This window comes from Mycobacterium sp. 852013-50091_SCH5140682, assembly GCF_001665685.1.
Classification (GTDB): domain Bacteria; phylum Actinomycetota; class Actinomycetes; order Mycobacteriales; family Mycobacteriaceae; genus Mycobacterium.
The window spans coordinates 43,282-68,471 of sequence record NZ_LZTB01000057.1; the positions used below are offsets into that span (position 1 = coordinate 43,282).

General features: G+C 67.0%; 19 protein-coding genes and 1 pseudogene. 12 read left to right on the top strand and 8 right to left on the bottom strand.

Annotated elements, in window-relative coordinates; genetic code table 11:
- Nucleotides 1-268: 268 nt before the first annotated feature.
- The 4 genes from A5784_RS17020 to A5784_RS17035 are packed head-to-tail and all read left to right on the top strand — an operon-like array spanning nt 269 to nt 3,928.
- Nucleotides 269-1,183, top strand: a complete 915-nt coding sequence (locus tag A5784_RS17020) for a class I SAM-dependent methyltransferase (RefSeq protein WP_064946085.1) — start codon at nt 269-271, stop codon at nt 1,181-1,183.
- Between the two features lie 8 nt (nt 1,184-1,191).
- Complete coding sequence (locus tag A5784_RS17025) at nt 1,192-2,094, top strand: class I SAM-dependent methyltransferase (protein WP_064946086.1); 903 nt, start codon at nt 1,192-1,194, stop codon at nt 2,092-2,094.
- Between the two features lie 9 nt (nt 2,095-2,103).
- On the top strand, nt 2,104-3,000 hold the full coding sequence (locus A5784_RS17030; RefSeq protein WP_064946087.1) for a class I SAM-dependent methyltransferase: 897 nt from the start codon (nt 2,104-2,106) through the stop codon (nt 2,998-3,000).
- 7 nt (nt 3,001-3,007) lie between these two features.
- Nucleotides 3,008-3,928, top strand: coding sequence for a class I SAM-dependent methyltransferase (locus A5784_RS17035; RefSeq protein ID WP_064946088.1), 921 nt, complete (start codon nt 3,008-3,010; stop codon nt 3,926-3,928).
- Between the two features lie 7 nt (nt 3,929-3,935).
- On the opposite strand, the gene A5784_RS17040 is transcribed toward A5784_RS17035, so the two are convergent.
- The 3 genes from A5784_RS17040 to A5784_RS17050 are packed head-to-tail and all read right to left on the bottom strand — an operon-like array spanning nt 3,936 to nt 6,810.
- The gene (locus tag A5784_RS17040; protein WP_064946089.1) at nt 3,936-4,430 is read right to left on the bottom strand and encodes a DUF3830 family protein; all 495 of its coding nucleotides are present in this window, start codon (nt 4,428-4,430) and stop codon (nt 3,936-3,938) included.
- Nucleotides 4,427-5,833: an amidase gene (locus A5784_RS17045; protein ID WP_064946090.1), complete on the bottom strand. Its 1,407-nt coding sequence runs from the start codon at nt 5,831-5,833 to the stop codon at nt 4,427-4,429. Before A5784_RS17045 ends, A5784_RS17040 begins: the two co-directional genes overlap by 4 nt.
- Nucleotides 5,830-6,810: a D-2-hydroxyacid dehydrogenase gene (locus tag A5784_RS17050; protein ID WP_082944899.1), complete on the bottom strand. Its 981-nt coding sequence runs from the start codon at nt 6,808-6,810 to the stop codon at nt 5,830-5,832. The genes A5784_RS17045 and A5784_RS17050 overlap by 4 nt, the downstream gene beginning before the upstream one ends.
- A gap of 79 nt (nt 6,811-6,889) precedes the next feature.
- On the opposite strand from A5784_RS17050, the gene A5784_RS17055 reads away from it, so the two are divergent.
- The 3 genes from A5784_RS17055 to A5784_RS17065 are packed head-to-tail and all read left to right on the top strand — an operon-like array spanning nt 6,890 to nt 9,043.
- Complete coding sequence (locus A5784_RS17055; RefSeq protein WP_197514777.1) at nt 6,890-7,627, top strand: maleate cis-trans isomerase family protein; 738 nt, start codon at nt 6,890-6,892, stop codon at nt 7,625-7,627.
- Between the two features lie 43 nt (nt 7,628-7,670).
- Nucleotides 7,671-8,390, top strand: a complete 720-nt coding sequence (locus A5784_RS17060; RefSeq protein ID WP_064946092.1) for a maleate cis-trans isomerase family protein — start codon at nt 7,671-7,673, stop codon at nt 8,388-8,390.
- On the top strand, nt 8,387-9,043 hold the full coding sequence (locus A5784_RS17065; protein ID WP_064946093.1) for a GntR family transcriptional regulator: 657 nt from the start codon (nt 8,387-8,389) through the stop codon (nt 9,041-9,043). The genes A5784_RS17060 and A5784_RS17065 overlap by 4 nt, the downstream gene beginning before the upstream one ends.
- A gap of 3 nt (nt 9,044-9,046) precedes the next feature.
- Here the strand turns inward: A5784_RS17065 and A5784_RS17070 are convergent, their stop codons facing one another.
- The gene (locus A5784_RS17070; RefSeq protein ID WP_064946094.1) at nt 9,047-10,447 is read right to left on the bottom strand and encodes an MFS transporter; all 1,401 of its coding nucleotides are present in this window, start codon (nt 10,445-10,447) and stop codon (nt 9,047-9,049) included.
- A 295-nt stretch (nt 10,448-10,742) separates the two neighbouring features.
- Nucleotides 10,743-12,512, bottom strand: a complete 1,770-nt coding sequence (gene sppA, locus A5784_RS17075) for a signal peptide peptidase SppA (RefSeq protein ID WP_064946095.1) — start codon at nt 12,510-12,512, stop codon at nt 10,743-10,745.
- Nucleotides 12,513-12,598: 86 nt separating this feature from the next.
- Between sppA and A5784_RS17080 the strand changes: the two genes are divergently transcribed.
- Nucleotides 12,599-13,870: a glycosyltransferase gene (locus A5784_RS17080; protein WP_064946096.1), complete on the top strand. Its 1,272-nt coding sequence runs from the start codon at nt 12,599-12,601 to the stop codon at nt 13,868-13,870.
- On the opposite strand, the pseudogene A5784_RS17085 reads toward A5784_RS17080, so the two are convergent.
- Together A5784_RS17085 and A5784_RS17090 are read right to left on the bottom strand one after the other, a co-directional pair.
- Nucleotides 13,867-17,115, bottom strand: a pseudogene (locus A5784_RS17085) (amino acid adenylation domain-containing protein); the annotation flags it as partial. The gene A5784_RS17080 and the pseudogene A5784_RS17085 sit on opposite strands and share 4 nt — an antisense overlap.
- Nucleotides 17,116-17,319: 204 nt before the next feature.
- Nucleotides 17,320-17,946: a TetR/AcrR family transcriptional regulator gene (locus A5784_RS17090; RefSeq protein ID WP_064946098.1), complete on the bottom strand. Its 627-nt coding sequence runs from the start codon at nt 17,944-17,946 to the stop codon at nt 17,320-17,322.
- Nucleotides 17,947-18,063: 117 nt separating this feature from the next.
- Here A5784_RS17090 and A5784_RS17095 point away from each other — a divergent pair, with 117 nt between their 5' ends.
- Nucleotides 18,064-19,449: an APC family permease gene (locus tag A5784_RS17095; protein WP_064946099.1), complete on the top strand. Its 1,386-nt coding sequence runs from the start codon at nt 18,064-18,066 to the stop codon at nt 19,447-19,449.
- Complete coding sequence (locus A5784_RS17100) at nt 19,449-20,591, top strand: serine hydrolase domain-containing protein (RefSeq protein ID WP_502687520.1); 1,143 nt, start codon at nt 19,449-19,451, stop codon at nt 20,589-20,591. The genes A5784_RS17095 and A5784_RS17100 overlap by 1 nt, the downstream gene beginning before the upstream one ends.
- 61 nt (nt 20,592-20,652) lie before the next feature.
- Here A5784_RS17100 and A5784_RS17105 read toward each other — a convergent pair whose 3' ends face one another.
- On the bottom strand, nt 20,653-21,846 hold the full coding sequence (locus A5784_RS17105; RefSeq protein WP_064946101.1) for a PucR family transcriptional regulator: 1,194 nt from the start codon (nt 21,844-21,846) through the stop codon (nt 20,653-20,655).
- A gap of 143 nt (nt 21,847-21,989) precedes the next feature.
- Between A5784_RS17105 and A5784_RS17110 the strand changes: the two genes are divergently transcribed.
- Together A5784_RS17110 and A5784_RS17115 are read left to right on the top strand one after the other, a co-directional pair.
- Nucleotides 21,990-23,495: a long-chain-fatty-acid--CoA ligase gene (locus A5784_RS17110; protein WP_064946102.1), complete on the top strand. Its 1,506-nt coding sequence runs from the start codon at nt 21,990-21,992 to the stop codon at nt 23,493-23,495.
- 5 nt (nt 23,496-23,500) lie between these two features.
- Nucleotides 23,501-25,186 (top strand): PHA/PHB synthase family protein, encoded by a 1,686-nt coding sequence (locus A5784_RS17115; protein WP_064946103.1) that lies wholly within the window; start codon nt 23,501-23,503, stop codon nt 25,184-25,186.
- The last annotated feature ends 4 nt before the right edge of the window (nt 25,187-25,190 follow it).

Sequence of the window (25,190 nt, forward strand, 5' to 3'; positions counted from 1 at the left end):
CTTCCTCCTGCGCAGCCGACTCTTCAGCGCGGCGTGCCAAATGGGGCTGGTGGGTCCAGCGTCATGGTCAAGTCGTATACATGCCGGCCCGGCAGGCGTCGGGCCTGCGAACTCAAGCGTCAAACAGTCTACGAGAGTAACAGTTGCGCCCGGGCGGCCCCGCATCGATCAGCTTGACCCGCAGGCCAAGCCCCGTATTCAGCTTCGAAGCGTACAGTCGGCGGCGGCTCGTTACATCACCTAACTAACAGGCATCTAAGGGGAGTTCATGGCGCGCACCGACAACGACAGCTGGGATCTGGCGTCCAGCGTGGGTGCCACCGCGACGATGGTCGCGGCGGCCAGGGCGATGGCGACCAACGCCGAGGACCCCGTGATCGACGACCCGTTCGCCGCACCCTTGGTTCGGGCCGTCGGGATGGAGTTCTTCGCCAAACTGGTCGACGAGGACTTCACCACCGAGGGTCTCGACGAGGAGGCCGCGACCGGGCTGCATCGATTCGCCAACGGCATGGCCGCCCGCACGCGGTTCTTCGACGACTTCTTCCTGTCCGCGGCCCGCGCCGGCATCCGTCAGGCGGTGATCCTCGCGGCGGGCCTGGATTCCCGGGCCTACCGGCTCCCCTGGCCGGACGGCACCGTGCTGTTCGAGATCGACCAACCTCAGGTGGTCGAGTTCAAGGCGAAGACCCTCGCCGGGCTGGGCGCCACGCCGACCACAGATCTGCGCACGGTGGCCATGGACCTTCGCTTCGACTGGCCCACGGCGTTGACCGAGGCCGGATTCGATGCCGCCAAGCCGACGGCTTGGATCGCCGAGGGTTTGCTGGGCTATCTGCCGCCGGAGGCCCAGGACAGCCTGCTCGACCAGATCACCGCGCTCAGCGCGCCGGGCAGCAGGCTCGGCGTCGAGGGTGTTCCGGCGACCGAGGCCAACGACGAAGAGTCGATCCGCGCCAGAATGAAGGACTTCACCGACCGATGGCGGGCGCACGGCCTGGACATCGACCTCAACGAGTTGATCTTTCTCGGGGATCGCGCCGACGTCACCACGTATCTGGAGGGCCACTCCTGGCAGACCACCAGCATCAGTTCCAACGATCTTCTGATCCAGACGGGCCTGCCGCCGGTCGAGGATGAGGCACACGCCGCATCGGTCCTCTACATCAGCGCGCAGCGGTAGGGACCGACATGGCACGTACTGATGCGGACAGCTGGGACCTGGCTTCCAGCGTCGGCGCGACGGCCACCATGGTCGCCGCGGCCCGCGCGATCGCCAGCGCCGAACCACAGCCTCTGATCAACGACCCGTACGCCGCGCCGCTGGTGCGCGCGGTGGGTGTGGACTTCTTCACCAAACTCGTCGACGGCGACCTGGTGCTCGACGGCGAGGATTCCTCGGCGGCCGAGTTCATGACGTCGGTGATGGCGGTGCGGACGAAGTTCTTCGACGACTTCTTCGCAGACGCGGGCGGCGCGGGCATCCGGCAGGCGGTGATCCTGGCCTCGGGGCTGGACGCGCGCGCCTATCGGCTCCCCTGGCCCGACGAGACCGTGGTCTACGAGATCGACCAACCGGACGTGATCGGCGCCAAGACCGCCGCGATGGAGCAGTTGGGCGCCGCCCCCACCGCAGAGCGCCGCGCCGTGGCCGTCGATCTTCGTGACGACTGGCCTGCGGCACTGCGCGCCGCCGGGTTCGACCCTGATCTGCCGACGGCGTGGAGCGCCGAGGGGCTGCTGGTCTACCTACCGCCCGAGGCCCAGGACCGACTGTTCGACCACATCACCGCACTGAGCGCCACCGGCAGCCGGCTGGCGACCGAGTACCACCCGGACATCGCGGCGGCTGTGCGCAACCGCAGCCAGTCCATGGCCGAGCGGTGGCGCAAACACGGATTCGACGTCGACCTGTCCGAGCTCTGGTACACCGGCGAGCGCAATTCGGTCGTCGACTATCTCACCGCCGGCGGCTGGTCGGTGACGGCCCGACGGCGCCCCGAGGTGTTCGCCGAATACGGACGCACTTTCCCGGACTCGGAAGACGCTGAACCACAACGTAATTCATTGGCAGTAGTGGCCACCCGACAGTAAGGAGCAACGATGGCACGCACCGACGGTGACACTTGGGACCTGGCTACCAGCGTCGGCTCGACGGCGACGGGCGTCGCCGCGTCCCGCGCGCTGGCCACCAAGCAGCCCGAGCCGCTGATCAACGACCCGTACGCCGATCCACTGGTCAAGGCGGTCGGGCTGGAGCACTGCGTCCGATTGGCCGACGGCGAGCTCTGCGTCGAGGGCGACCCGATGCTGGACCGGCAGCGGATGTGCGAGCAGATCGCCGTACGTACCCGGTTCTTCGACGACTTCTTCACCAGCGCAACCGAAGCCGGGATCCGCCAGGCGGTCATCCTGGCATCCGGTCTGGACACCCGCGCCTACCGGCTGGGCTGGCCAGCAGGCACCGTGGTCTACGAGATCGACCAACCTGAGGTGATCGAGTTCAAGACCCGCACGCTGGCCGGGCTCGGCGCCGAACCTGCCGCCGAACGCCGCGCCGTCGCCATCGATCTGCGTGACGATTGGCCCGCTGCGCTGCGCGCGGCCGGATTCGACCCGTCGGCACCCACCGCATGGATCGCCGAGGGACTCCTGATCTACCTGCCGCCCGACGCCCAGGACCGGCTCTTCGACAACATCACCGAACTGTCCGCACCGGGGAGTCGACTGGCCACCGAACACATGGACATGAACACGCTCCCCGAGGAATGGACGAAGAAGGTCAGCGAATGGTCCAAGCGGGTCGGCTCCGACGTCGACCTGATGGACCTGTTCTATTCCGGCGACCGTCACACCGCCGGTGACTATCTGACCGGTCATGGTTGGCAGACGACCGTGCTGTCCGCACGTGACGCCTACGCCGGCTATGGCTTCGACTATCCCGATGACCTCGCCGACCTTGCCGGCGATTCGGGTTATCTGTCCGCAGAACGGAAATGAGGATCTGATGGCGCGGGTCGACGGCGACAGCTGGGATCTGGCATCGAGCGTGGGAGCGACAGCAACACTCGTCGCGACGGGGCGGGCAATCGCCAGCACCGCGCCGCACGGTCTGATCAACGACCCGTTCGCGGCGCCCCTGGTTCGGGCCGTGGGCATCGACGCGTTCACCAAGATGGTCAACGGTGAACTGGACTTCGACGCCATCGAGGCCATCGCCCCGGAAGCGGCCGCCAGAGCGCGGACGAACATCGACGAGATGGCAGTACGCACACGGTTTTTCGACGACTATTTCGTCGCAGCCACCGAGGGCGGTATCCGGCAGGCGGTGATCCTGGCGTCCGGGCTGGATTCGCGCGCCTACCGGTTGCCCTGGCCCGCCGGCACCGTCGTCTACGAGATCGACCAGCCCGACGTCATCGAGTTCAAGACCCAGGTGCTGGCCGACCTCGGTGCGGAGCCGACGGCGCAGCGCCGCACGGTGCCGATCGACCTGCGGGACGACTGGCCCACAGCACTGCGTGGCGCGGGTTTCGACCCGGGGCAGCCGACGGCCTGGTCCGCCGAGGGTCTGCTGATCTATCTGCCGCCGGACGCCCAGGACCGCCTGTTCGACAACATCGACGCCCTCAGTGCTGCCGACAGCGCTCTGGCAACCGAATTCGTGCCCGGCCTCAAGGATTTCGATCCCGACAAGGCCCGCGCCGTAGCGGCCGGCTTCAGTCAGCTCGGGTTGAACATGGACATGCCGTCTCTGATCTATCACGGCGAACGACATTCCGCGGCGGACTATCTCGCCCCGAAAGGCTGGCAGATGACCGGTGTTCCCCGGGCGGAGCTGTTCGCACGTTACGACCTGCCCGCGCCCGAGGCGGACGACCAGGACCCGTTGGGCGAAATCGTCTACATCAGCGGCACTCTGGGCTGAGGGCCGGTCACGCCCTGGCGAAACTCAGGGTTTCGCCACGGGCGCCGCCCATCCACAGGTCCTGGCACGCGGCTGCCATCTCCTCGAGCCCGTCCGTGATCGCTCCGAACACGTTGCCGGGCACCCAGCCCTGGTCGCCGTTGATCAGCAGGTTGTTGCGTCCGTAGAAGAGCGCCAGGTCGACGATGGCGCCTGTCGTCCCGGTGCCCGTGGTGTTCTCGTAGCCGTAGGCGGGGTTGCCCAAGTCGTCGGAGTCGAACGAAAACCAGCACAGGTCACCGGGTATCGGCGTCACTGTGGTGTTCTCCCGGCCCGGGTCAGCGCAGAACGCGGGTAGCAGGGTGTAGATCTCGTTGCGGGCGTACTTGCCGTGGAACACCTGTGCCGAGAGCGGCAATGCATCCCAGACGGCCGCACACGTTCGGGGCGCCGCGTCGTCGAGCAACCGGGCGACGCACGTGACCCCTCGCTTGTCGAGCGACACCGTGATCAATCGGCTCATCGCGCCTCCTCCGTGAGCACCGCAGGCACCCGGTGGTGCCAGTCGGTGGCGTCCTGATAGGTCTGTCCGACGCGCAGCACCAGGGCATCCGCGTGCCGGGGACCGACGATCTGCAGACCGATCGGCAGGCCGTTCCTGCTGAACCCGCACGGCACCGAAAGTGCCGGCTGCTGAGTCAGATTGAACGGATAGGTGTACGGCGTCCAGCTGGTCCAGTCCGGCGATCCGGAGCCGTCGGGCACGTCCTGTCCCACGGGGAAGGCAGTGAGCGGCAGCGTCGGCGTGATCAGCACGTCGTAGCGCTGGTGGAACCGACCCATCCGCTCCCCCAATGCCATACGGACGGCGGTCGCGTCGAGGTAGTCCGAAGCCGAGAATCCGGCGCCGATCTCGGCGGTGCGCAGCAGGCCGGGATCGACGGGCCGGGTGTGATCGCCAGTGAGCTTGCCCTCCAACACTTTTGCCTCGCCCGAGAACCACAGCACGTGAAAGGCGTGCACGGGGTCGGGAAAGCCCGGGGAGACTTCCTCGACGTCGGCACCGGCTGCGGCGAGGATGTTGACGGCGGCCCGTACCGCGGCGTCGACCTCGGGATCGTTGGAACCGAACCCGAGGTCGGGCGAATAAGCCACCCGCAGCCCGGCGATGCCGCCGTCGAGACCGGCCAGGAACGATGAAGTGGGAGAAGGCATTGCGGACCAGTCGCGGGGGTCGAAACCGGTGACCACGTCGAGCAACGCGGCCACGTCGGCCACGGTCCGGGCCATCGGACCGGCGTGCGAGAGCGTGCCGAAGGGGCTGGGCGGATAGAGCGGGATGAGTCCGTACGTCGGTTTGAGTGCCACCGTGCCGGTGAATGCCGCAGGTATGCGCACCGAGCCGCCGCCGTCGGTGCCGACCGACCACACACCCATACCGAGGCCAACGGCCGCGGCGCTGCCACCGCTGGACCCGCCGGCGGTCACGGTCGGATTCCATGGATTTCCGGTCACGCCGTAGCGCGGCGAATCAGTGACACCTTTCCACGAGTACTCGGGTGTGGTGGTCTTGCCGAGCAGGACCGCGCCCGAATCACGCAGCCGCGCAACGCTTGGCGCGTCCTCGTCCCACGGCCCTGCCTCGTCGATGAGCCAGCTGCCGCGCAGTGTCGGCCAGCCCTTCGTCCACAGGGCGTCCTTGATCGAGGTGGGGATGCCGTCGGCGGGCCCGAGCGGTTCCCCGGCCTGCCACCGCGCTTCCGATGCTCGTGCGGCCGCCAGCGCGCCGTCCTCGTCGATCAGCACGAAGGCGTTCACCAGGCGGTTGTGGCGGTCGATCGCAGCCAGCGCGGCCCTGGTGACCTCGACGGGCGAGAGCGCTTTGTCCCGGTAGCCCGCCATCAGGTCGGCTGCCGCGGGAATCACGTTGTCCCCCTGACGTATCCGAGCCTCTTGTCCACGACGTTGTGCAGCGGCCGGCCCGCCAGCCACCGCTGGAGATTCTCGGCGAATTGCGCGGCCAGCCTGTCACGCCAGCCGAGCGCGTCTCCCGACATGTGGGCCGTGACGACGGCACCGGGCGCATCCCACAACGGATGGTCCTGCGGCAGCGGTTCGGCGTCGAACACGTCGAGGGTGGCGCCACCGATGCCGCCCGCGGTCAGCGCTGCCAGCAGTGCGGACTCGTCGACGAGCGGGCCTCGAGCGACGTTCACCAGATGCGCATCGGGTTTCATCGCGGCCAGGACGGTCGCGTCGACCAGACCGCGGGTGTCGTCGGTGAGCGGGGCGGCCAACACCAGGTGATCGCACCAGCCGACCGCGGTGGCCAGGTCCGCTGTGGCGACGACCCCGTCGAAATCGGGATCCTCGGCCCGCGCGACACGTCCGGCGCCACGCACGACGAGTCCGGCAGCGCGCAGTAGCCGCGCGATCTCCCGGCCGATGCCGCCCGTGCCGACCACCAGTGCGTTCGCACCGGTGATGGTCCTGGTCTCCCGGTGCTGCCACTGATGCCGTCGTTGCCGATCAAGACTGGCCTGGGTTCCCTTGGCGTATGCGATGACCGCTCCGAGCACGTATTCGGCTATGGGACGGTCGAATACGCCCCGAGCATTGGTGACCACGACGTCGGAGTCCCGCAGTTGGTCGAAGAGCAACGTGTCGACGCCGGCCGCGGTGACGTGGATCCACTCCAGGGCGTCCGCGGATGCCCACGCACCGCGCAGCGCGGTGGAGAAGTAGTCCCACATCAGCAACGCCCGCGCACCCCGCACCGCGTCGGCCAAACCGTCTGCGGCGCAATACCGGAAGTCCACGTCGAGGTCCAGATCCGCCACCCCTGCCGGGCGGTCGCTCGCGCGCTCACACAACACCGCGATCACCGGACGTGGGCTCGACATCAATCCGAGGCTAGGAACCTTTTCGTAGGATTGTCAACAATGTGTTGCCGGTCGACCGGTTCGGCCTCACACTATGGGCATGACGATCGAGGGTTTGGCCCCTCACCCGCCTTTGCAGCAGGTGGGGATAGGTGTCGTGGCGCCATACGACTTCGCCCTCGACCGGGAACTCTGGCGATGGGTGCCCAACGACGTCAGTCTCTACGTCACCCGGTTGCGGTATGCGCCCATGCCCGTGACCGTCGACATGGCGGTGCACATCTCTGAACCCGAGCAGGTGGAGGCAGGCGCCGCCAACGTGCTCGCGGTCTCCCCGCTGGTCACCGCGTACGCGTGCACCTCGGGAAGCTTCGTCAAGGGCATGGCAGGCGAGGCCGCCCTGGTCGCGGCGATGCGCGCTGCGGGCGCCCCGGCCGCCGTGACCACCAGCGGTGCGATGCTCACCGCGTTGCGGCATCTGGGCCTGCGCAAGGTCGCCACTGTCACGCCCTACACCGCGGACCTGACCATCGGACTGACCAGCTACCTCATGGAGGCAGGCATCGAGGTCGTCGCGACGGCGGGCCTGGGGATGACCACCCGCATCTGGGCGGTGCCGTACGAGACCACGGCAGATCTGGTGCGGGCCACCGATGTTCCCGATGCCGAGGCGATCGTCATCAGCTGCACGAACCTGCCGACCTACGACCTGATCGCCCGACTGGAGGCCGACCTGGGTAAACCCGTCGTGACGGCCAACCAGGTGACCATGTGGGCGGCGCTGGCCGTCGCGGGACGCAAGGCCGTCGGGCCCGGTCAGCGACTGCTGGCGCACTGATGACCGAGACCCGCACCGTGCCCACGATCCGAGAGGAGACCGCATGCCGACCGTAGGCATCCTCTATCCCGGCCACAGCGCAGAGGACGATTTCGAAACGCTGGCGGCACGTTTGGGCCCCGCTGTGTCGTTGCCCGTTGCGATCACCAGCGTCGGCGAGGACGCGCACCGCGTGGATGCGCTGCTCGACCTCGGCAAGGCCGAACGGCTCGCAGACGGGGTGGCCCGGCTGAGCGGCGCGCACGCGGACTCGATGATGTGGGCGTGCACGTCGGGCAGCTTCGTGTTCGGCCCCGACGGCGCGCGCCGACAGGTCGACCAGGTGGCCGTCGCGGCTGGCGTACCAGCGTCGTCGACCTCGATAGCTTTTGCAGATGCGTTGCAGTACTTGGGCATTCGCCGCGTCGCTGTTGCCGCGTCGTACCCCGCGGAGGTGGCCGCGCACTTCGTGACGTTCCTGTCGGCCAGTGGTGCGGTGGTGGTCGCGATGGGCAGCCACGGCATCGTCACGGCCGCCGAGGTGGGCCTACTGGCCCCCGACGACGTGATCGAGATGGTACGAGCAGCTGACCATCCCGACGCCGAGGCGGTGCTGGTGCCCGACACCGCCATGCACACGCTGGGCATCATCGAGAGGCTGGAGGCGGCGGTCGGAAAACCAGTGCTGACCGCCAATGCCGTGACGGTATGGAAGGGCCTGCAGTTGCTCGGGCCGGTTCCGTGTCTGCCCGGTCTGGGCACGCTGTTCAGGACGGCCAGGTGACGGACTTCATCGGCCCGGTGGACCAACAATCGACGCCGAGCATCATCGCCGACAAACTGCGTCAGGCCATCGCGCACCGCGAGCTTGAACCGGGATCTCAGCTGGGCGAAGCCGAACTGGCCCGCAGATTCGGGGTGAGCCGCGGTCCGATCCGCGAGGGGATTCAGCGGCTGACCCAGGAAGGTCTGGTGGTCGCCATCCGCAACCGCGGCGTGTTCGTGATCGACATGACGCCCGACGAGGTTCGCGACATGTATCTGGCGCGCGAGGCGGTCGAGCGCACCGCGGCGCGCAAGATCCTGCACGGCGATTACGCCGCAGTCGGCGACGAGCTGCTCGCCATCGTCGACGAGATGGAATCGGCCGCCGAACCCGATGAGCTCAGTGAGGCCGACATCCGCTTCCATGAACTGCTGGTCGCATCGGCGGGCAGCTCACGACTGTCGAGGATGCACCAGACCTACCTGGTCGAGACCCGAATGTGCTTGCACGCCTTGGCCGATACCTACGACACCCCCGGCGACCGGGTCACCGAGCATCATGCGCTGGCAAGCGCCATCCGATCCGGCGACGTCGCGCTCACCGACAAGCTGATGCTCGCGCACATGGAGGACGCCGTCGACCGGCTGATCGCGCGCCGGCCTGCCGACTGAAAGCTACGACGCCGTACTGGGTTCGACGTCGTATTCCAGCTGCGGCGGCGCGGCGGGCGTGCCGGGGATCTCGGTTCCCCCGATCGGGCAACGGGCGGTTTCAGGAACTTTCACCAACGCGATCGCCCCGATGACGCAGGCGATCATCATGTAGTACGCGGGCACCAGGTGGTCGCCCGTCAACGACACCAACCAGTCATTGACCGCGGGCGCGGTGCCGCCGAACAGTGAGGTCGACACGTTGTAGGCGATCGCGAAGCCGGCGTAGCGCACCTGCGTCGGGAACATCGCCGGGAAGGTCGCGGAGATCGTCGACAGCTGCGGCACGTAGAGCAGCCCCAGCACCGCGAATCCGATCACGGCGCCGACCATGTTGGTGCCCATCAACAGGAACATCGGCACACCGGCGATGAACAGTCCGATCAGCGAGAACCACCACATCGGTTTGCGGCCCACGCGGTCGGAGATATGACCGGCGAACGGCAGGAACACCATCATCGTGAGCATGCCGATGATCGGTACGACCAGCGCGTGATTGCTCGACAGTCCGATGGTCCGCTCCAGGTAGGTGGGCATGTAGGTGAGCAGCGTGTAATTGACCACGTTGAGTGCGACAACCAAACCGCCCAGCCGCAACACGGGCGCCCAGTACTCCCCGACCAGATCCTTGAACTGGGTCACCGCGCCTTGTTCGGTGTCCCCGGACTGCTCGAGTTCACGGAATACCGGAGTGTCCTCGAGTCGGGACCGCAGATACACGCCGATCAAACCCAGCGGCGCGGCGACCATGAACGGCAACCGCCAACCCCACGAACCCATTTGGTCATCGGTGAGCAGCATCGAGAAGCCCAGCATGAGCAATGCGCCGAGCGAAAAGCCGGAAAGGGTGCCGAATTCCAGGAAACTACCGAGGAACCCGCGGCGGCGCGACGGCGCGTACTCGGCCATAAACGTTGCCGCACCGCCATATTCGCCACCGGTGGAGAAGCCCTGGATCATCCGCAGCACCACCATGATGGCCGGTGCCCACAATCCGATCGCCGCGTAGGATGGCACCAGCCCCACGCAGAACGTCGCACCTGCCATCAGCACGATGGTGATCGCGAGAACATGTTTGCGTCCGAGCCGATCGCCCAGTGGTCCCCACACAAACCCGCCGAGCGGTCGCACGAGGAACGAAACCGCAAATGTCGCAAGCGCCAACAGGGTGGCCTGCTGGGTATCACCCGGGAAGATGGCGGCCGATATGTAGCTGACGCCGTAGGCGTATATGCCGTAATCGAACCATTCTGTGGCGTTTCCGATCGCCGATGCGGCGATCGCCCGTCTGAGTACGCCCGGGTCTGGCGCACTTTCCGCGGGTTCGCTGTAGTCGATCTCCGGCTTGTCTCCGAAGCCCCTCATCGGGCTTTTGTGCGCAGGCACGGTTCCTCCATGTGTCTGACGACACCGGTCCCCGCCGCGCGCTGTGGTTTCGGCTGGTCTGTTTGGTGAACACCGCAGGGCCAGGCCGTCGTCTCGTCCGGCAATTCAGTAGTTGCCAAGGTCTGACGTTACCTCTCCGGCAGCCGCAATGCACCGCCCCCGGGGCGTGCAGCAATTGTCGCTGCCGTAAGAACGGGGCTCCAAATGCGCTGAGCAGACGCAAAATCGCACTACCGGAGCGGGATTAGTGCGATTCTCCGTCTACTCGCGAGCTCTAAAAGCGGTACTCCCCCAGCCACATCGCGTTGGCTCCGGTCACCGAGCGCTGAGCCTGGTCCAGCACCCCGGCCACCGACGCGATGGCCAGCGAGCCGAGCGCCTCGGGCAGTGACGCCGCAGCCGGTTGTGAGGATGGCTTGGGCGACAACAGGTCTCGCAGCGACGACCCGGGCAGGTGAGCGATCTTCACCTTCGTGTCCTCGTCGAGACCGGCCAGGAGTTTCGCGCGGCGGATCGCGGTGCGCAGTCCGCCGAGTTCGTCGACGAGACCGCGTTCGTGAGCGTCGGCCCCGGTCCACACCCGGCCGCGGGCGACGTCCCGGACGGCCTCCACCGACAGGCCGCGCCCCTGGGCTACCCGCTGTACGAAATCCTCGTAGAACAGGTCGGCCTCGGCCTCGACCTGCGCCTGCTGCTCGTCGGTGAACGGCGCATTGGTGGACCAGGCGTCGGCGTTGGCATTGGTGCGCACCGCGTCGGAACCGACCCCGAGCTTGTCCTTGAGCTCTCGCGACACGAGTTTGCCGGTCAACACCCCGATCGAGCCGGTGATGGTGCCCGGATTGGCGATGATCGCGTCGGCGGCCATGGCCGCGTAGTAGCCGCCGGATGCCGCCACGGCGCCCATCGACGCGACGACGGGCTTACCGGCTTCGCGGGCCCGCACCACCTCACGCCAGATGGTCTCGGAGGCGGTCACAGAACCCCCGGGGCTGTCCACGCGCAGCACGATCGCCACCACATCGTCTTGGGCTGCGGCCTCGCGCAGCGCCGCGGCGATGGTGTCACCCCCGGCGCCGGAGTTACCGAACGGCAGCGCCTGCCGACCACCCTTGCCGCTGACGATCGGCCCGTGCACGGTCACCACAGCGACGGTCGGCTTCGACTTGAGCCCCGGAATCGCAGGGGTGGGCTTGGGCGCCGACGCCCGCGCATACCGCGACAGATACAGCCGCGGGGCACTGTCGTCGCCATCGGATTCCGCTGCGGCACCGCAGAGTTCACTGATCCGGGCGTACGCCTCGTCACGGAAGCCGATCCGGTCGACGAGCCCGCCTGCTACGGCATCGTCGCGCAGCAGTGGTGCCTTGTCGGCCAGCGCGTCGATGGTTTCGACGGATACGTGCCGAGATTCGGCGATGGCCTGCCATACCTGGGTCTGGAGGCTCTCGATCAGCCGGCTGTCGGCTTCCCGGTGCGCGTCGGTGTAGCGATCCTGCGTGAAAATGTTTGTCGCAGACTTGTATTCGCCCCGCGTGACGAACTGCGCTTCGATGCCCACCTTGTCAAGGGCATCCCTGAGGAACATCGCGTTGGTCGCGAAACCGACCAGCCCGACCGTGCCCGACGGTTGCATCCACACCTCGCGGAACGCCGAGGCCAGGTAGTACGACAAGGTGCCCGGATAGGTTTCCGACCAGGCCACGGTCGGCTTGACGGCGCCGAATGCGGCAATCGCGTCGCGCAGCTCCTGTACCGGCCCGGCGGCCGCGGCCGGGATCTGCACCCGCGCGATCAGCCCGGCCACCCGGTCATCGTCGGCAGCCCGGTGTATCGCCGCGACGGCCTGGCGCAGGATCAGCGGACGTCCTCCGACGGAGATCATCGCCAACGGATCGAACCCGGCGGTCTCCGCAGGCACGGACGTCAGATCGAGTTCGAGAACACATGCGCTGGGGACGCCGTTGTGTCGGACGGTGTCGACCTTGCGGACCAGCGCCCGCACATCGTCGGGGCCGGGCAAGCTCGGGAGGAAGTCGAACATGCTCCGAGCCTACCGACGCCGCGGAGCAGGCTCGACGGTCAAGGAAACGGGTTCTCGCCGGCGGCGGCCGTCTAGGCTGATCGGCGATGAGATTTGCGCTGGCAAGCTATGGCACTCGGGGTGACATCGAACCTTCGGTTGTGATTGGCCGGGAGCTGCAGCGCAGGGGGCATGACGTGGATATCGCCGTCCCGCCCGACTTGGTCGCCTTCGCGGAATCGGCAGGACTGTCGGCCGTACCCTATGGAGCCGAGACCCAGGCCTGGATGGATGCCTACCTCACCTTCACCACATCACTGTTCGGCAGATTCTGGAGAATTCGGGACCAACTGCGAGCCGGCCGCGAAATCCAGGAGGTCACCAACCGGACGTGGACGCAGATGAGCACCACACTGACGTCACTCGCCGATGGTGCCGACTTGGTGCTCGCGGGGCAGACGTACCAGGAGATCGCCGCCAATGTGGCTGAACACCATGGGCTTCCGTTGGTCACGCTGCACCACGTCCCTATGCGTCCCAACGGTCAGGTCGTGGCGATCTTGCCGGCTCCGGCCTCTCGCTTGGCGGTGCGCGCGTTCGACTGGCTGATCTGGCGGCTGAGCAAGAAACTCGAAGATACTCAGCGTGGCGCACTCGGCTTGCCGAGAACAACAGGGCCGTCGCCGCAGCGGATTGCCGAGCAGGGGGCATTGGAACTTCAGGCCTACGACCACGTCGCGTTCCCGGGGTTGGCGGCTGAATGGGCAGCATGGAGACATCAACGACCTTTTGTGGGCGCCCTGACGATGGAGCTGGCGACCCGCGCCGACGAAGAAGCCGCGGCATGGATTTCAGCGGGAACACCGCCGATTTTCTTCGGCTTCGGCAGTATGCCGGTGAAATCTCCGGCCGACACGGTCGACATGATCAGCGGGGCGTGCGCAGAGTTGGGTGAGCGCGCCTTGATCGGCGCTGGCTGGAGCGACTTCGATGGCATTGCGCATTCCGATCACGTGAAGATCGTCGGCGCAGTGAACTACGCATCGATTTTCCCGATGTGCCGCGCGGTCGTGCACCACGGCGGGTCGGGTACCACGGCCGCGAGTCTGCGGGCCGGCGTTCCCACCCTGGTCCTTTCGGTGGACGGCAACCAGATGATCTGGGGAGCTCAGCTCAAACGCCGGCTGAAGGTTGGCACGCACCGCCGCCTGTCCCGCACCACCCGCGCGTCGCTCGTCGCAGATCTGAGCCAGATCTTGTCTCCGGAGTACGCGATTCGCGCTCGCGAACTCTCGGCGCGGATGACCAAACCTGCCGACAGCGTCACCGCGGCAGCAGATCTCGTCGAGAACTTCGCCCGGGTGCGGAGGTTCGTCTAGTCAGCACTGAGTGTCGGCGCACCGCCACGCGCGACATGCACACAGATGCCTCTCAGAGCGCCAAACCACAACTGGTTGAGCCGCTCGACCCGGTTCTGGTCCAGTGCCGACGGCGCCCAGGTCCAGGTCGCGTGCAGACGCTGCCCGGTGCCGGTATCCAGGATGGCCGAGTTGAACTCCACGGTATGCCCCAGCGGCGTGAGTATCTCCGAGGCCGCGGGGATGGCCGCCATGGCGTCCTCATCGATCCGCCACAGGTGATCGGACGTGTCGGCCGCACCGGCATCGAAACGCCCCAGATAGTTGAATTCGATGACAGGCTCCGAACCCTCCAGCCGGACTTCATGATTCAGGTACCGCAGCAGACCGTATGTCAGCCCGTCCGGTGTGGCGCGAAGCCGGTCAAGGGCAACTCTGATCAACGGTCCCAAGGCCGCGTCACCGGCGGCCACCTGGGGCCAGGGAATTTCGTCGACGACCAGCGCCACCGGGTACTTGCTGGTGAACCACCCCACCGTGCGCGACAGATCAACGTCGTCGCTCAGTTGCTCGGCTCGTCCGTGGCCTTTGACGTCGATACCGATCGGGCCACCACCGGCGCCGAGGAATTCGTTCCAGGCCAATCCGAACGCGATCAGCAGAATGTCTTGCAGCCCAGCGCCGAACGCGGCAGGTACGTCCGCCGCCAACTGGCGCGTGACGTCGGCGTCCAACGTCACCAGGAGATGGCCTGCCGTGGCGTAGGTGTCGACGGCGGGTTGCACCGCGGGTAGCGCGGCCGGGGTTGCCAGCAGTTGCCGCCACGCATCGGCCATCTGCAGCACCTCGGCACTGCGCGCGTGCTCAGCGAGGATCGAACCCCAACGGGCGAACGATGTCCCGCCGGCAGGCAAGCGCACAGACTGCCCGTTGCTGTGCTGCATCCAGGCAATATTCAAGTCTTCCAGCAGGATTCGCCACGACGGCGCATCCACGGCAAGGTGGTGGATCATCAGCGCCAGCAGGCCGGACGTCGGCACCCACAGCGCGGTGAGCATCGACCCCGCGTCGGGACTCAGTCGTGCCCGCGCGGCCGCCAGAGCCTCATCGGACAAGGCATCCACCGTGTGGACGCAGCGGCGGGCGTCTACGGCCCCTTCCGCGGGGATCGACAGCGACCATGCGCCGTGGTCGTCGTGCGCACGCAGCCGCAAGATCGCGTGCCGATCCAGCAGGGCCTGCAACAGCGCGACGACGTCGCTCTCCGTCACTCCGGCCGGCGCCTGCACCACCACTGTCTGGTTGTACTGATCGATCGGGCCGTCAAAACCGTGCAGCCAGTGCATGATCGGGGTACCCACCAACGCTCCCGTGCCTGTGTCGACCACAGCCGCTTGACCATCGGTGAATGCGGCCACCCGCGCAAGCCGGGCGACCGTCTGCTCGACGACGACATCGCGCTGGCGGCACGCCACACCGGCCGCCCGCGCCCGGGCCACCACCTGCATGGACGACAGGCTGTCCCCGCCCAGGTCGAAGAAGGAATCGTCCACGCCGACTCGTTCGACACCGAGGACTTGGGCGTAGACGTCGGCCAGGATCTGCTCGACCGCATCTGACGGCGCGCGGTAACGGCTGGCGCCGTGGGACTCCGGCGCCGGCAGGGCGCGCGTGTCCAGCTTCCCGTTGACGGTCACCGGAAACGCCTCCAGCGTCACCAGCGCGCTCGGCACCATGTATGCGGGCAATCGATCCGCCAATTGCGCACGCAACTCGGCCGGCTCCGCAGTGCCGGTGACATACCCGACCAGCCGCATGTCGCCAGGGCGGTCCTCTCGGGCGATCACCACCGCCTGGTCGACGCCCTCCATGCCGGCCAGCACTGCCTGGATCTCGCCCAATTCGATGCGATACCCGCGCATGTTGACTTGTTCGTCGACGCGACCCAGATATTGCAGATCTCCGTCGGCACCCCAGCAGACCCGATCACCGGTGCGGTACATGCGTAGTGCGGATGCACCCGCATCACCGAATGGGCACGCCACAAAACGCGACGCCGTCAAACCGGCGCGACCCCAATATCCGCATGCCACTCCGGCACCGGCCACGTACAACTCACCGGCGACGCCGGGCGACACCGGCCGTAGCCACCCGTCCAGCACGAAGAAGGCCAGATGTGGTAATGGCGCACCGATCGGGCTGACGTTCGTGTCGACATCTTCGACGCCGATCTGGCGGAAGGAGGCGTGCACCGTCGTCTCGGTGATGCCGTACATGTTGATCATCCGGGGCCGTTCGGGATGACTGTCGAACCACGGCGCAAGGCGTTGCGGCGCAAGCGCTTCACCGCCGAAGATCACCGTCTGCAGGCTCAGCTGCCCCGTTGCGGGCCGCAGCGCGTCTGCGGTTTGCAGCGCATGGAACGCCGAGGGCGTCTGGCTCAAGACCGTGACGTTTTCGCGCACGAGTAGCGCGTGGAATTCTTCGGACGACCGAACGACATCCTCCGGCACGATCAACAACCGTCCACCGTGCAGAAGCGGGCCCCAGATTTCCCAGACCGAGTAGTCGAATGCCAAGGAATGACAGTGTGTCCAGACCTGACCGCGCGCCAGTTCGCTGCGGAGTGCCTCGAAGAGCCGGGTCACATTGCGGTGAGTGACGGCCACGCCTTTGGGTACGCCGGTGGTTCCCGAGGTGTAGATGACGTAGGCGATGTCGTCGGCGGCCGGGACCGGCAAAGCGTCGCTGGGATGGGCATCGACGGCGTCCTCGTCGATGTCGATGACCGGCACCCGCGACCCGTCGAGTCGCGAACGCAGCTCCGCGGTGGTGATCACGGCCATCGGCCCGGCGTCGGCGAGAACCATCCCGACCCGCGCGTCGGGATGCGCGGGATCAATCGGCAGGTACGCCGCTCCGGTCTTGAGTACCGCAAGGACCGCCACGATCGCCTCGGCGCAGCGTGGCAGCAGAATCGCCACGCGTTCGCCCGGGGCCGCGCCGCGGTCAATAAGCAAGTGCGCCAAGCGATCAGATGCAGCGTCGAGCTCGCCGTAGGTCATCGAGCGCACGCCGCACGTGATGGCCACCGCCTGCGGGTCGAATGCGGCCTGCGCCGCGAACAACTCCGGAATCGACACCGGTGCGCCCGCGGTCTGCGTCAGCGCGGCGCGGTTGCCCCAGCCGTCCAGCAGGCTGCGTTCATCGGCGTCCATCAGGTCGATCGACAACAACCGCTTGGTATGGCCTTCCGGCGTCATCGCCCGTGTCGCACCATCATCTGACCGCATTGGTCCCCCAACCCCCGAACGCTCACCGAGCCGAGCCCACATCGGTCGAGCTTCGACCCGTGATCGGCTCCTCGAAATCTACTCCAGATGGTCGCCCACTGCGGTGAATTCGATTGCCCGGGTTGACCCTTGGTGACAGCCACCTGGCTATCGGAGGCGTTCGACGAGCCCGGCCGTTCAGGTCCCCGCACGCCGCGACAAGCGCTGCCGCAACCCGTCCACGAAGGCTTCGATACCCAAGTCGAACGCCTGTGCTGCACGTGCCGGCCCGGTCGGCGCCTCGTCGAGCGCCCGGCGCAGCTCAGGTTCGATCCCGTCCTGATCGGCCGCCACCACGATGTCCGGAGCCGACGCGTCGAGCGCTGCACCGAGCACGAAGTTCTCGACAGCGGTGATCACCGCGATGATCTCGCCGTCGCCGAAACCTGCCCTGGCGAGTCCCGCGGCGACGGGGTTGTAGGCAGCGATCAACCCGGGGTCACGGATCGGTTCGGTGGCCAGCAGCCGCACCGCCGCAGGGTGGGCACTGAAGGCACCCAGATAGGACTGCGCCCATACGACGCATGCCTCATCCCACGGCATGCGGTCGAACGCCGCGTCGTCGATCCGCTGGGCGACGAGTATCCGCACCATTTCGATGATTTCGGCACGCCCGGCCGGCACGTGGTGGTAGACGGCGGCGACCTGCACACCGAGATGCCGGGCCAATCCGGGCATCGTGAAATCGCCGTTGCGGTCGACCAGTTCGAGTGCCGCGGCACCGATCTTGTCCCGGTTGAGTATGGCCACCCGCGGCCGGCCCATCGGAACCTCCTTCGTCGACTTTATTGAACTCTATTCAATTTGCCTCTTGTGGCGCGGCCCACACTCCGTCTAGATTATTGAATCTCATTCAATTAATCGTGTTCGAGGAGCCCGCCCATGACCGCTGCGACGGAAGCGCACCTGGCGCGTCGGCTGACCCTGCCCTCGGTGGTCGCCTTCGGCGTCTCCTACATGGCGCCCAGCCTGGTGATGGTGATCTTCGGAATCATCGCCGTCGCCAGCTCAGGCACAGCGCCGACCGCGTTCGCGCTGGCCACCGCCGCCATGCTGGTCACGGCTCTGAGTTACGCCAAGCTGGCAGGCATCTACCCGGTCTCCGGCTCCGCGTACTTCTACGCTCGGCACAACCTTGGCTCCCGGGTCGGCTTTCTGGTCGGCTGGAGCGTGCTGCTGGACTACCTGTTCTTGCCGATGGTCGCCTGGCTGACGCAGTCGATCCTGCTCAATGCCCAGTTCCCGGCCATCCCCATCTGGGTCTGGATGCTCATCAACGCCGGATTCACCACGCTCGTCAACATCGTCGGCATCGTGGTGGCCGACCGCGTCAACAAGATTCTGACCGGCGTCGCCGTCTTCCTCGTGCTGCTGTTCTTTGCGTACTGCGTCAAAACCCTTGCAGGCAGCCCGCCGGTCTCCTACACCGCACCGCTGTGGAACTCCGGCAGCACCATCACCGGCGTATCGGCCGCAGCGGCCATCGCCGCCTACTCATTCCTCGGATTCGACGCGGTCACCACGCTCGCCGAAGAAACCAAGGAGCCCAAACGCACCATCCCCCGTGCGGTCATCCTGGTCGTGGGCATCGGCGGACTGCTGTTCATCGTCGGCGCCTACGTCATGCAGCTCGTGCACCCGGGAGATCTCTTCGAGGACGCCCAGGCCGCGTCGTACACCATGTCCGTCGACGTCGGCGGCCAGTTCTTCGCCGACTGGACCAATCTCGCAGGCATCATCGCCGGGTCCGCATCATGCCTGGCGGTACAGCTGAGCACCAGCCGGCTGCTCTATATCATGGGCCGCGACGGTGTGCTCTCCAAGCGCGTGTTCGGATATGTCAACCCCCGCACGCTGACCCCGATCTACTGCGTGTTGATCAGCGGCGCAATGTGTTTCGTCGGGCTCAACCTCTCGCTGGAGACCGCCACCGGCTTCATCAACTTCGGCGCCTTCACGGCCTTCACGGCAGTCAACGTGTGCGTGATCGCCTACTACCTGCGCCACCACCGCACCCGCCGGCTGAGCACCCTCGGGTACGTCGCGCTGCCCGCGGTGGGTGCGATGGTCAGCATCTACCTGCTCACCCAGCTCAGCGGAACCTCACTGGCCATCGGATTGGGCTGGCTCGCAATCGGTGTGGGCTACCTGCTGTGGCTCACGCGTGGATTCCGGCGGCCCACCCCGGAATTGAGTATCGACTACGAGCAGTCCCTCGTCGGGGCCGCCGAGGATGTCGAACCCGCCACAAGAGAGCAGCTCGCATGATGAATCACGCTGTGACACTGGAGAACTGGCAGACCGGTCCGGTCAACCGCCACACATCGGGGCGGATGCGCGAAATCGTGCCCACCGCTCGGGTGGCCGCAGGCCGCACCCCGTTGCCGCTGGCCGAGGACGACCGGCGACTCGACCTGAACATGCCGCTTGCCGACGGCACGATCACCTCGGTTCTGGACGATACGTTCACCGACGGCTTCCTGGTACTGCACGACGGCGTCATCCGTGCGGAGTGCTACCCCGGCGATCTCGAACCCGGACGGCCGCACATGCTGTACTCGGTCAGCAAGTCGATCATCGGCTCGGTGGCCGCGGTCCTGATCGACAGCGGAGCGCTGGATCCGAATCACGCTGTCACCCACTATGTTCCGGAGCTGTGCGGGTCGGGATACGCCGGGGCCACCGTACGGCACATCCTCGACATGCGCTCGGGCATCAAATTCTGCGAAGAGTACCTCGATCCCGACGCGGAGGTCCGCCACCTCGACCAGGCCCTCGGCTGGGTACCGCGAACCAGCCCGGACGTACCGGCGACGCTGTACGAGTACTTGCCTCATCTTCGCCAACAACGGCCGCACGGTGGGGTTTTCGAGTACCGATCGTGCGAGACCGACGTGCTGGGCTGGGTGTGCGAGCGGGCAGCCGGTGAACGCATGCCCGAACTACTGTCCCGCACCCTGTGGTCGCGCTTCGCCGGTGACGACATGGACGCCGGGGTCGACCGCGCCGGCAGCGTCTTCCACGACGGTGGGTTGGCGGCGTCGCTACGCGACACCGCCCGGTTCGGTGAACTGTTGCGCCGGGGCGGCGATCACATCGTGCCGCGAGCCTGGATCGATGACGCACTGACCGGCGCTGCGGACTCCCGCGACGCATTCGCCAACTCCCCCACCGACACTGGGCTCCCCGGCGGGTTGTACCGCAATCAATTCTGGGTGCCGTATCCCGACCGCCGGGTTCTGATGTGCCTCGGCATTCACGGTCAGCTCATCTACGTCGACTTCGATCGCGCGGTGGTGGTCGCCAAGCTGTCGTCCTGGCCGACACCCTTGGAGCCCGCGCTCGACGCGGCAACCCTCGCTCTGGCCGATACGGCAGCAGATGCAGTCTCCTGCGCGAAAAGACACTGAGGTCCGCCAATATCGGCGTGTCGGGGTACCTGCGCGTCTGCTCGCGAGAAAAAGTGACTCCTCAGGGCAAGCGCCGGTACACCTCGAAGGCCAGGCACAGCTCCGCGATGTCGCGGGGCCGCGACAGCGACCGGCCGGTGCGCTCCTCGATGCGATGCAGACGATGGCGCACGGTGTTGGGATGCACGTAGATCTTGGCGGCCGTCTCGTTGGCGGAGCCGCCGGAGTCGAGCCAGGCCTGAAAAGTGTCGACCAGGATCTGCCGCTCCTCGGCGGGCAGGTCGTCGAAGCCGCCGAGGACGTCGTTCCCGATGCGTTGCATGATTTCGGGTGCGGCGACCGCCGCCACCGCCAACGGAGATCCGTCGAAAACCTGCACCAGCTGATCGTCGATCGGCCTGCCCGCGATGGCCAGCCGGGCGAACCGCAGAGCCTCACCGGTGTCCGTGAGATCGTCGAACGGCGGGCTCACGCCCACCCGGTCCGACGCTGCCGACCGCAGGATCCCCAACAGCTCGTCTAGGGCGGCCGAGCGCCGCAGGTGCACGATGCCGACCTGCAGATCGGGCAACAGTCGCCACGCCGACCGGATGTCGCGGGTGTCGAGCTTGCTCGCGATCTCCGGCAGCCCGGTGCGTCCGATGCCCGGAACTTGAGCTGCCGCAACGACATACGGACCCGACGTGGGCAGCCGCAAAATGTCGGCGGCGTCCCACAGGTTCTGGGTATCGGTGATGCGGCCCTGCAGGATCGCCTCGACCAGAGCCGAGCGTTCCTCCTCCTTGCCGAGCATCTGCTGGGTCAACTGCTGGCGGTAGGCTCCGGTCATCGCCTGGGTGAAGGAATCCTGGGCGAGCATGATCTGCGATGTGGTGGCCAGGATGGCCTCGGGGCTGATGTCGAGGTCACGCGCCTGGGCCAGGCTCGCCTCCCACATGAACCGGAACCCGACGCGGTACGCCGACATCACCATCGCCAGCGGCACCCCGGCCAGTGCGCGCCGCACGCCGGTGTCCTCGGCGGCCGATACGTCGGCCAGCTCGGGGCCGCCGTCGGCAGTCAGGGCGTCGAACACATAGACCATCTGGGCCAGGCAGCTGCGGTGCAGCTCGGCGTCGTCGACCAGGCTGCGGTTGGACGCGTAGAACGCGACGTCGCGCCGGATGACCTCGGCCATGGCTGCAGCCAGGGCATCGGCACGGGCCAGCACGGCCTCGGCGAGCCGCACAATGCTCGGATCGGGCGCCGTTGGCATGTGCACACGATAGGCGCGGCGGTCGCGCGGTGTGGGCGCTCACACCAGACTGCTCCGGACGTTGTTCCCGCCACCATGGTCTTCCTGCGCCGCCGCCGTCACAGTTTAGGTATCGGATCAAACGTCGGCACCCGGAGGACACCGTGACCAATCTCAGCACCAATCTCGTTGCAGCAGCTGAGAATTACCCTGATCGAACCGCCCTGATCTGTGAGGGCAAAACCCTGACTTTCGCGCAGTTCAACGCCGCCGCAGCACGGGTCGCCACCTTCCTCGACCGCGCCGGCATCGTCCCCGGCGACCGGGTCGGCATTATGCTGCCGAACAGTGCCTCGTTCGCGGTGGTGTACTACGGCATCATGCGCCAGGGCGCCATCGCGGTGCCGATGAACCCGCTGCTGAAGGCCCGCGAGGTCGAGTTCTACCTGTCCAACACCGGTGCAAAGGCCCTGTTCGGCTCGCCGGCGTTCGCCGAGGCCGCCACCGACGGCGCCACGGCCGCGACGGCCCAAGCGTGGCTGGTCGACGATGCCACGTTGCCCACCCTGGTCTCGGACCTGCCCGAGCAGGCCGAACCGGTCGAGCGGGCCGACACCGACACCGCCGTGGTGCTGCACACCTCCGGCACCACCGGCAAGCCCAAGGGCGCCGAGCTGACCCACGGTGGTCTGCGCCGCAACGCCGACGTCACCTTGCGCACGCTGATCGGGGTCGGCCCGGACGACGTGATCCTGGGCTGCCTGCCGCTGTTCCATGTGTTCGGCCTGACCTGTGGCCTCAACGCCGCGGTGGCCGTCGGCGCGACGCTGGTGCTGATCCCCCGATTCGAGCCGCGCACGGTGCTGCAGGCGATCGAACGCGAGCGGGTGACGGTCTTCCAGGGCGTGCCGACCATGTACTCCGCGCTGCTCGCCGTCGCACCCGAATTCCCCGGTGCAGCACAGACTTTGCGCGTCTGCGCATCCGGCGGCGCGGCCCTGCCGGTGCCGGTCCTCACCGAGTTCGAGCAGACGTTCGGCACCACGATCCTGGAGGGCTACGGGCTGTCCGAGACCTCACCGGTGGCCTCCTTCAACCATCCCGACCGCGAGCGCAAGGCCGGTTCGATCGGCACGCCGATCGAAGGGGTCGAGATGCGCGTCGTCGACGACAACGGCACCGAGGTCGCCCAGGGCGAGCCCGGCGAGATCCAGATCCGCGGCCACAACGTCATGAAGGGCTACTGGAACCTGCCCGAGGCCACCGCAGCGGCGATCTCGTCGGACGGCTGGTTCGGCACCGGTGACATCGGCAAGGTCGACGACGACGGCTACTTCTACATCGTCGATCGCAAGAAGCAGATGATCATCCGCGGCGGCCTGAACATCTACCCGCGCGAGATCGAGGAGGTGCTCTACGAGCACCCGGCCGTGGCGGAGGCCTGCGTCGTCGGCATCCCGCACGACTCGCTCGGCGAGGAGGTCGGCGCGGCGGTCGCACTCAAGGACGGCGCTCAGACTGCAGCCGAGGAGCTGCGCGACTTCGTCAAACAACGTGTCGCCGCATACAAATACCCGCGCCGCGTCTGGCTGGTCGACGCCCTGCCCAAAGGGCCGACCGGCAAGATCCTGCGCCGCGAAATCGCCGTCCCCACCACTGAAAGCAACTGATTGCCATGACCGACAACCGTTTCGACGAACTCGCCGCCCCCCTGGATCTGCTGCTGGTCAATTCGACTCGCAGCTTCGCCGGGCGGATGATGCCCAACCAGTCCTGGGCCAGGCTCGGGGGCAGCCTGGCCCGCCAGCCCCGCACCGTCGCCGACCAGATCGGCGGCCTCGGCCGGGAACTCGCCACGATAGCGACCGGCAACTCCGACCGCGCTCCGGCTCGCTCAGACAAGCGGTTCAGCGATCCCGCCTGGCAGGGCAACCCCCTGATGCACCGCGCCATGCAGGCCTATCTGGCCTCGGCCGACACCGCCGAGCACCTGTTCGCCGCGGCCGACTTGGATTGGCGAGACCGCGACAAGATGCGTTTCGTCTTGGACAACATCCTGGAGGGCCTCGCGCCCAGCAACAACCCGTTACTGAGCCCGCTGGGCTGGAAGGCGCTCATCGACACCGGCGGCATGTCGGCCGTGCGTGGCCTCAGGGCCTTCGCCCGCGACATGTCGTCCAAGCCAAGGGTCCCGGCGATGGTGGAACCGGACGCGTACACCGTCGGTGAGACGGTCGCCATCACCAAGGGTGCGGTAGTGCTGAAGACCCGAATGTTCGAGCTGATCCACTACGCACCGCAGACCCCGACCGTGCGGCAGATCCCGCTGCTGATGGTGCCGCCCGTGATCAACAAGTTCTACATCATGGACATCGCCCCTGGCCGCAGCATGATCGAGTACTTCGTGGCGCAGGGCCAGCAGGTGTTCGCCATCTCATGGCGGAATCCGCAAGCCCGCCACCGGGATTGGGGCTTCGACGCCTACGGTGGTGCGATCCTGGAGGCGCTGGACGCGGTCCGAGACATCGCTGGAACCGACAGCGCACACATGCTGGCGACCTGCTCCGGCGGCATCCTGGCGGCGATGGTGGCCGCGCATCTGGCCGATATCGGCGAGGCCGACAAGATCGCCGGACTCACCCTGGCCGTCACGGTGCTGGACCAGAGCCGAGCCGGCTTCGCCTCCGCGGCGATGAGTGAGCGCTCCGCGCAGGCCGCGATCCGGTCGTCGGCCCGACAGGGCTACCTGGACGGGAAGGCCATGGCCGAGATGTTCGCGTGGCTGCGGCCGACCGACCTGGTGTGGCGGTACTGGGTGAACAACTACGTGCAGGGCCGCGAACCGGCGCCGTTCGACGTGCTGTTCTGGAATGCCGACACCACGCGGATGACCGCTGCTCTGCACCGCGACATGGTGCTGTCGGGCCTGCACAATTCGCTGACCAAACCCGGCGAGGTCACCATGCTCGGCAGCCCGGTCGACCTCGGCAACGTCACCAACGACGCCTACGTGATCGGCGGCGTGGCGGACCACATCTGCCCGTGGCAGGCCACCTACCGCAGTGCGCAGCTGCTCGGCAGCAAAGACAACACCTACGTGCTGTCCACCAGCGGCCACATTGCCGCACTCGTCAACCCTCCGGGCAATCCGAAGGCGTCGTTCCGGGCAGGCGCCGTCGATGACTCCAGCGCCGAGGAATGGCTCACCGAGAACGAACCTCAGAAGGATTCGTGGTGGCCACACTACATCGCGTGGCTTGCGCAGCGCAGCGGTCCGGAAGTCGATGCGCCGCAAGCCCTTGGCGGTCCCGGCTACGAGCCGCTGGCCCCCGCACCGGGAACCTACGTCCATGAGAGCTGAGGCC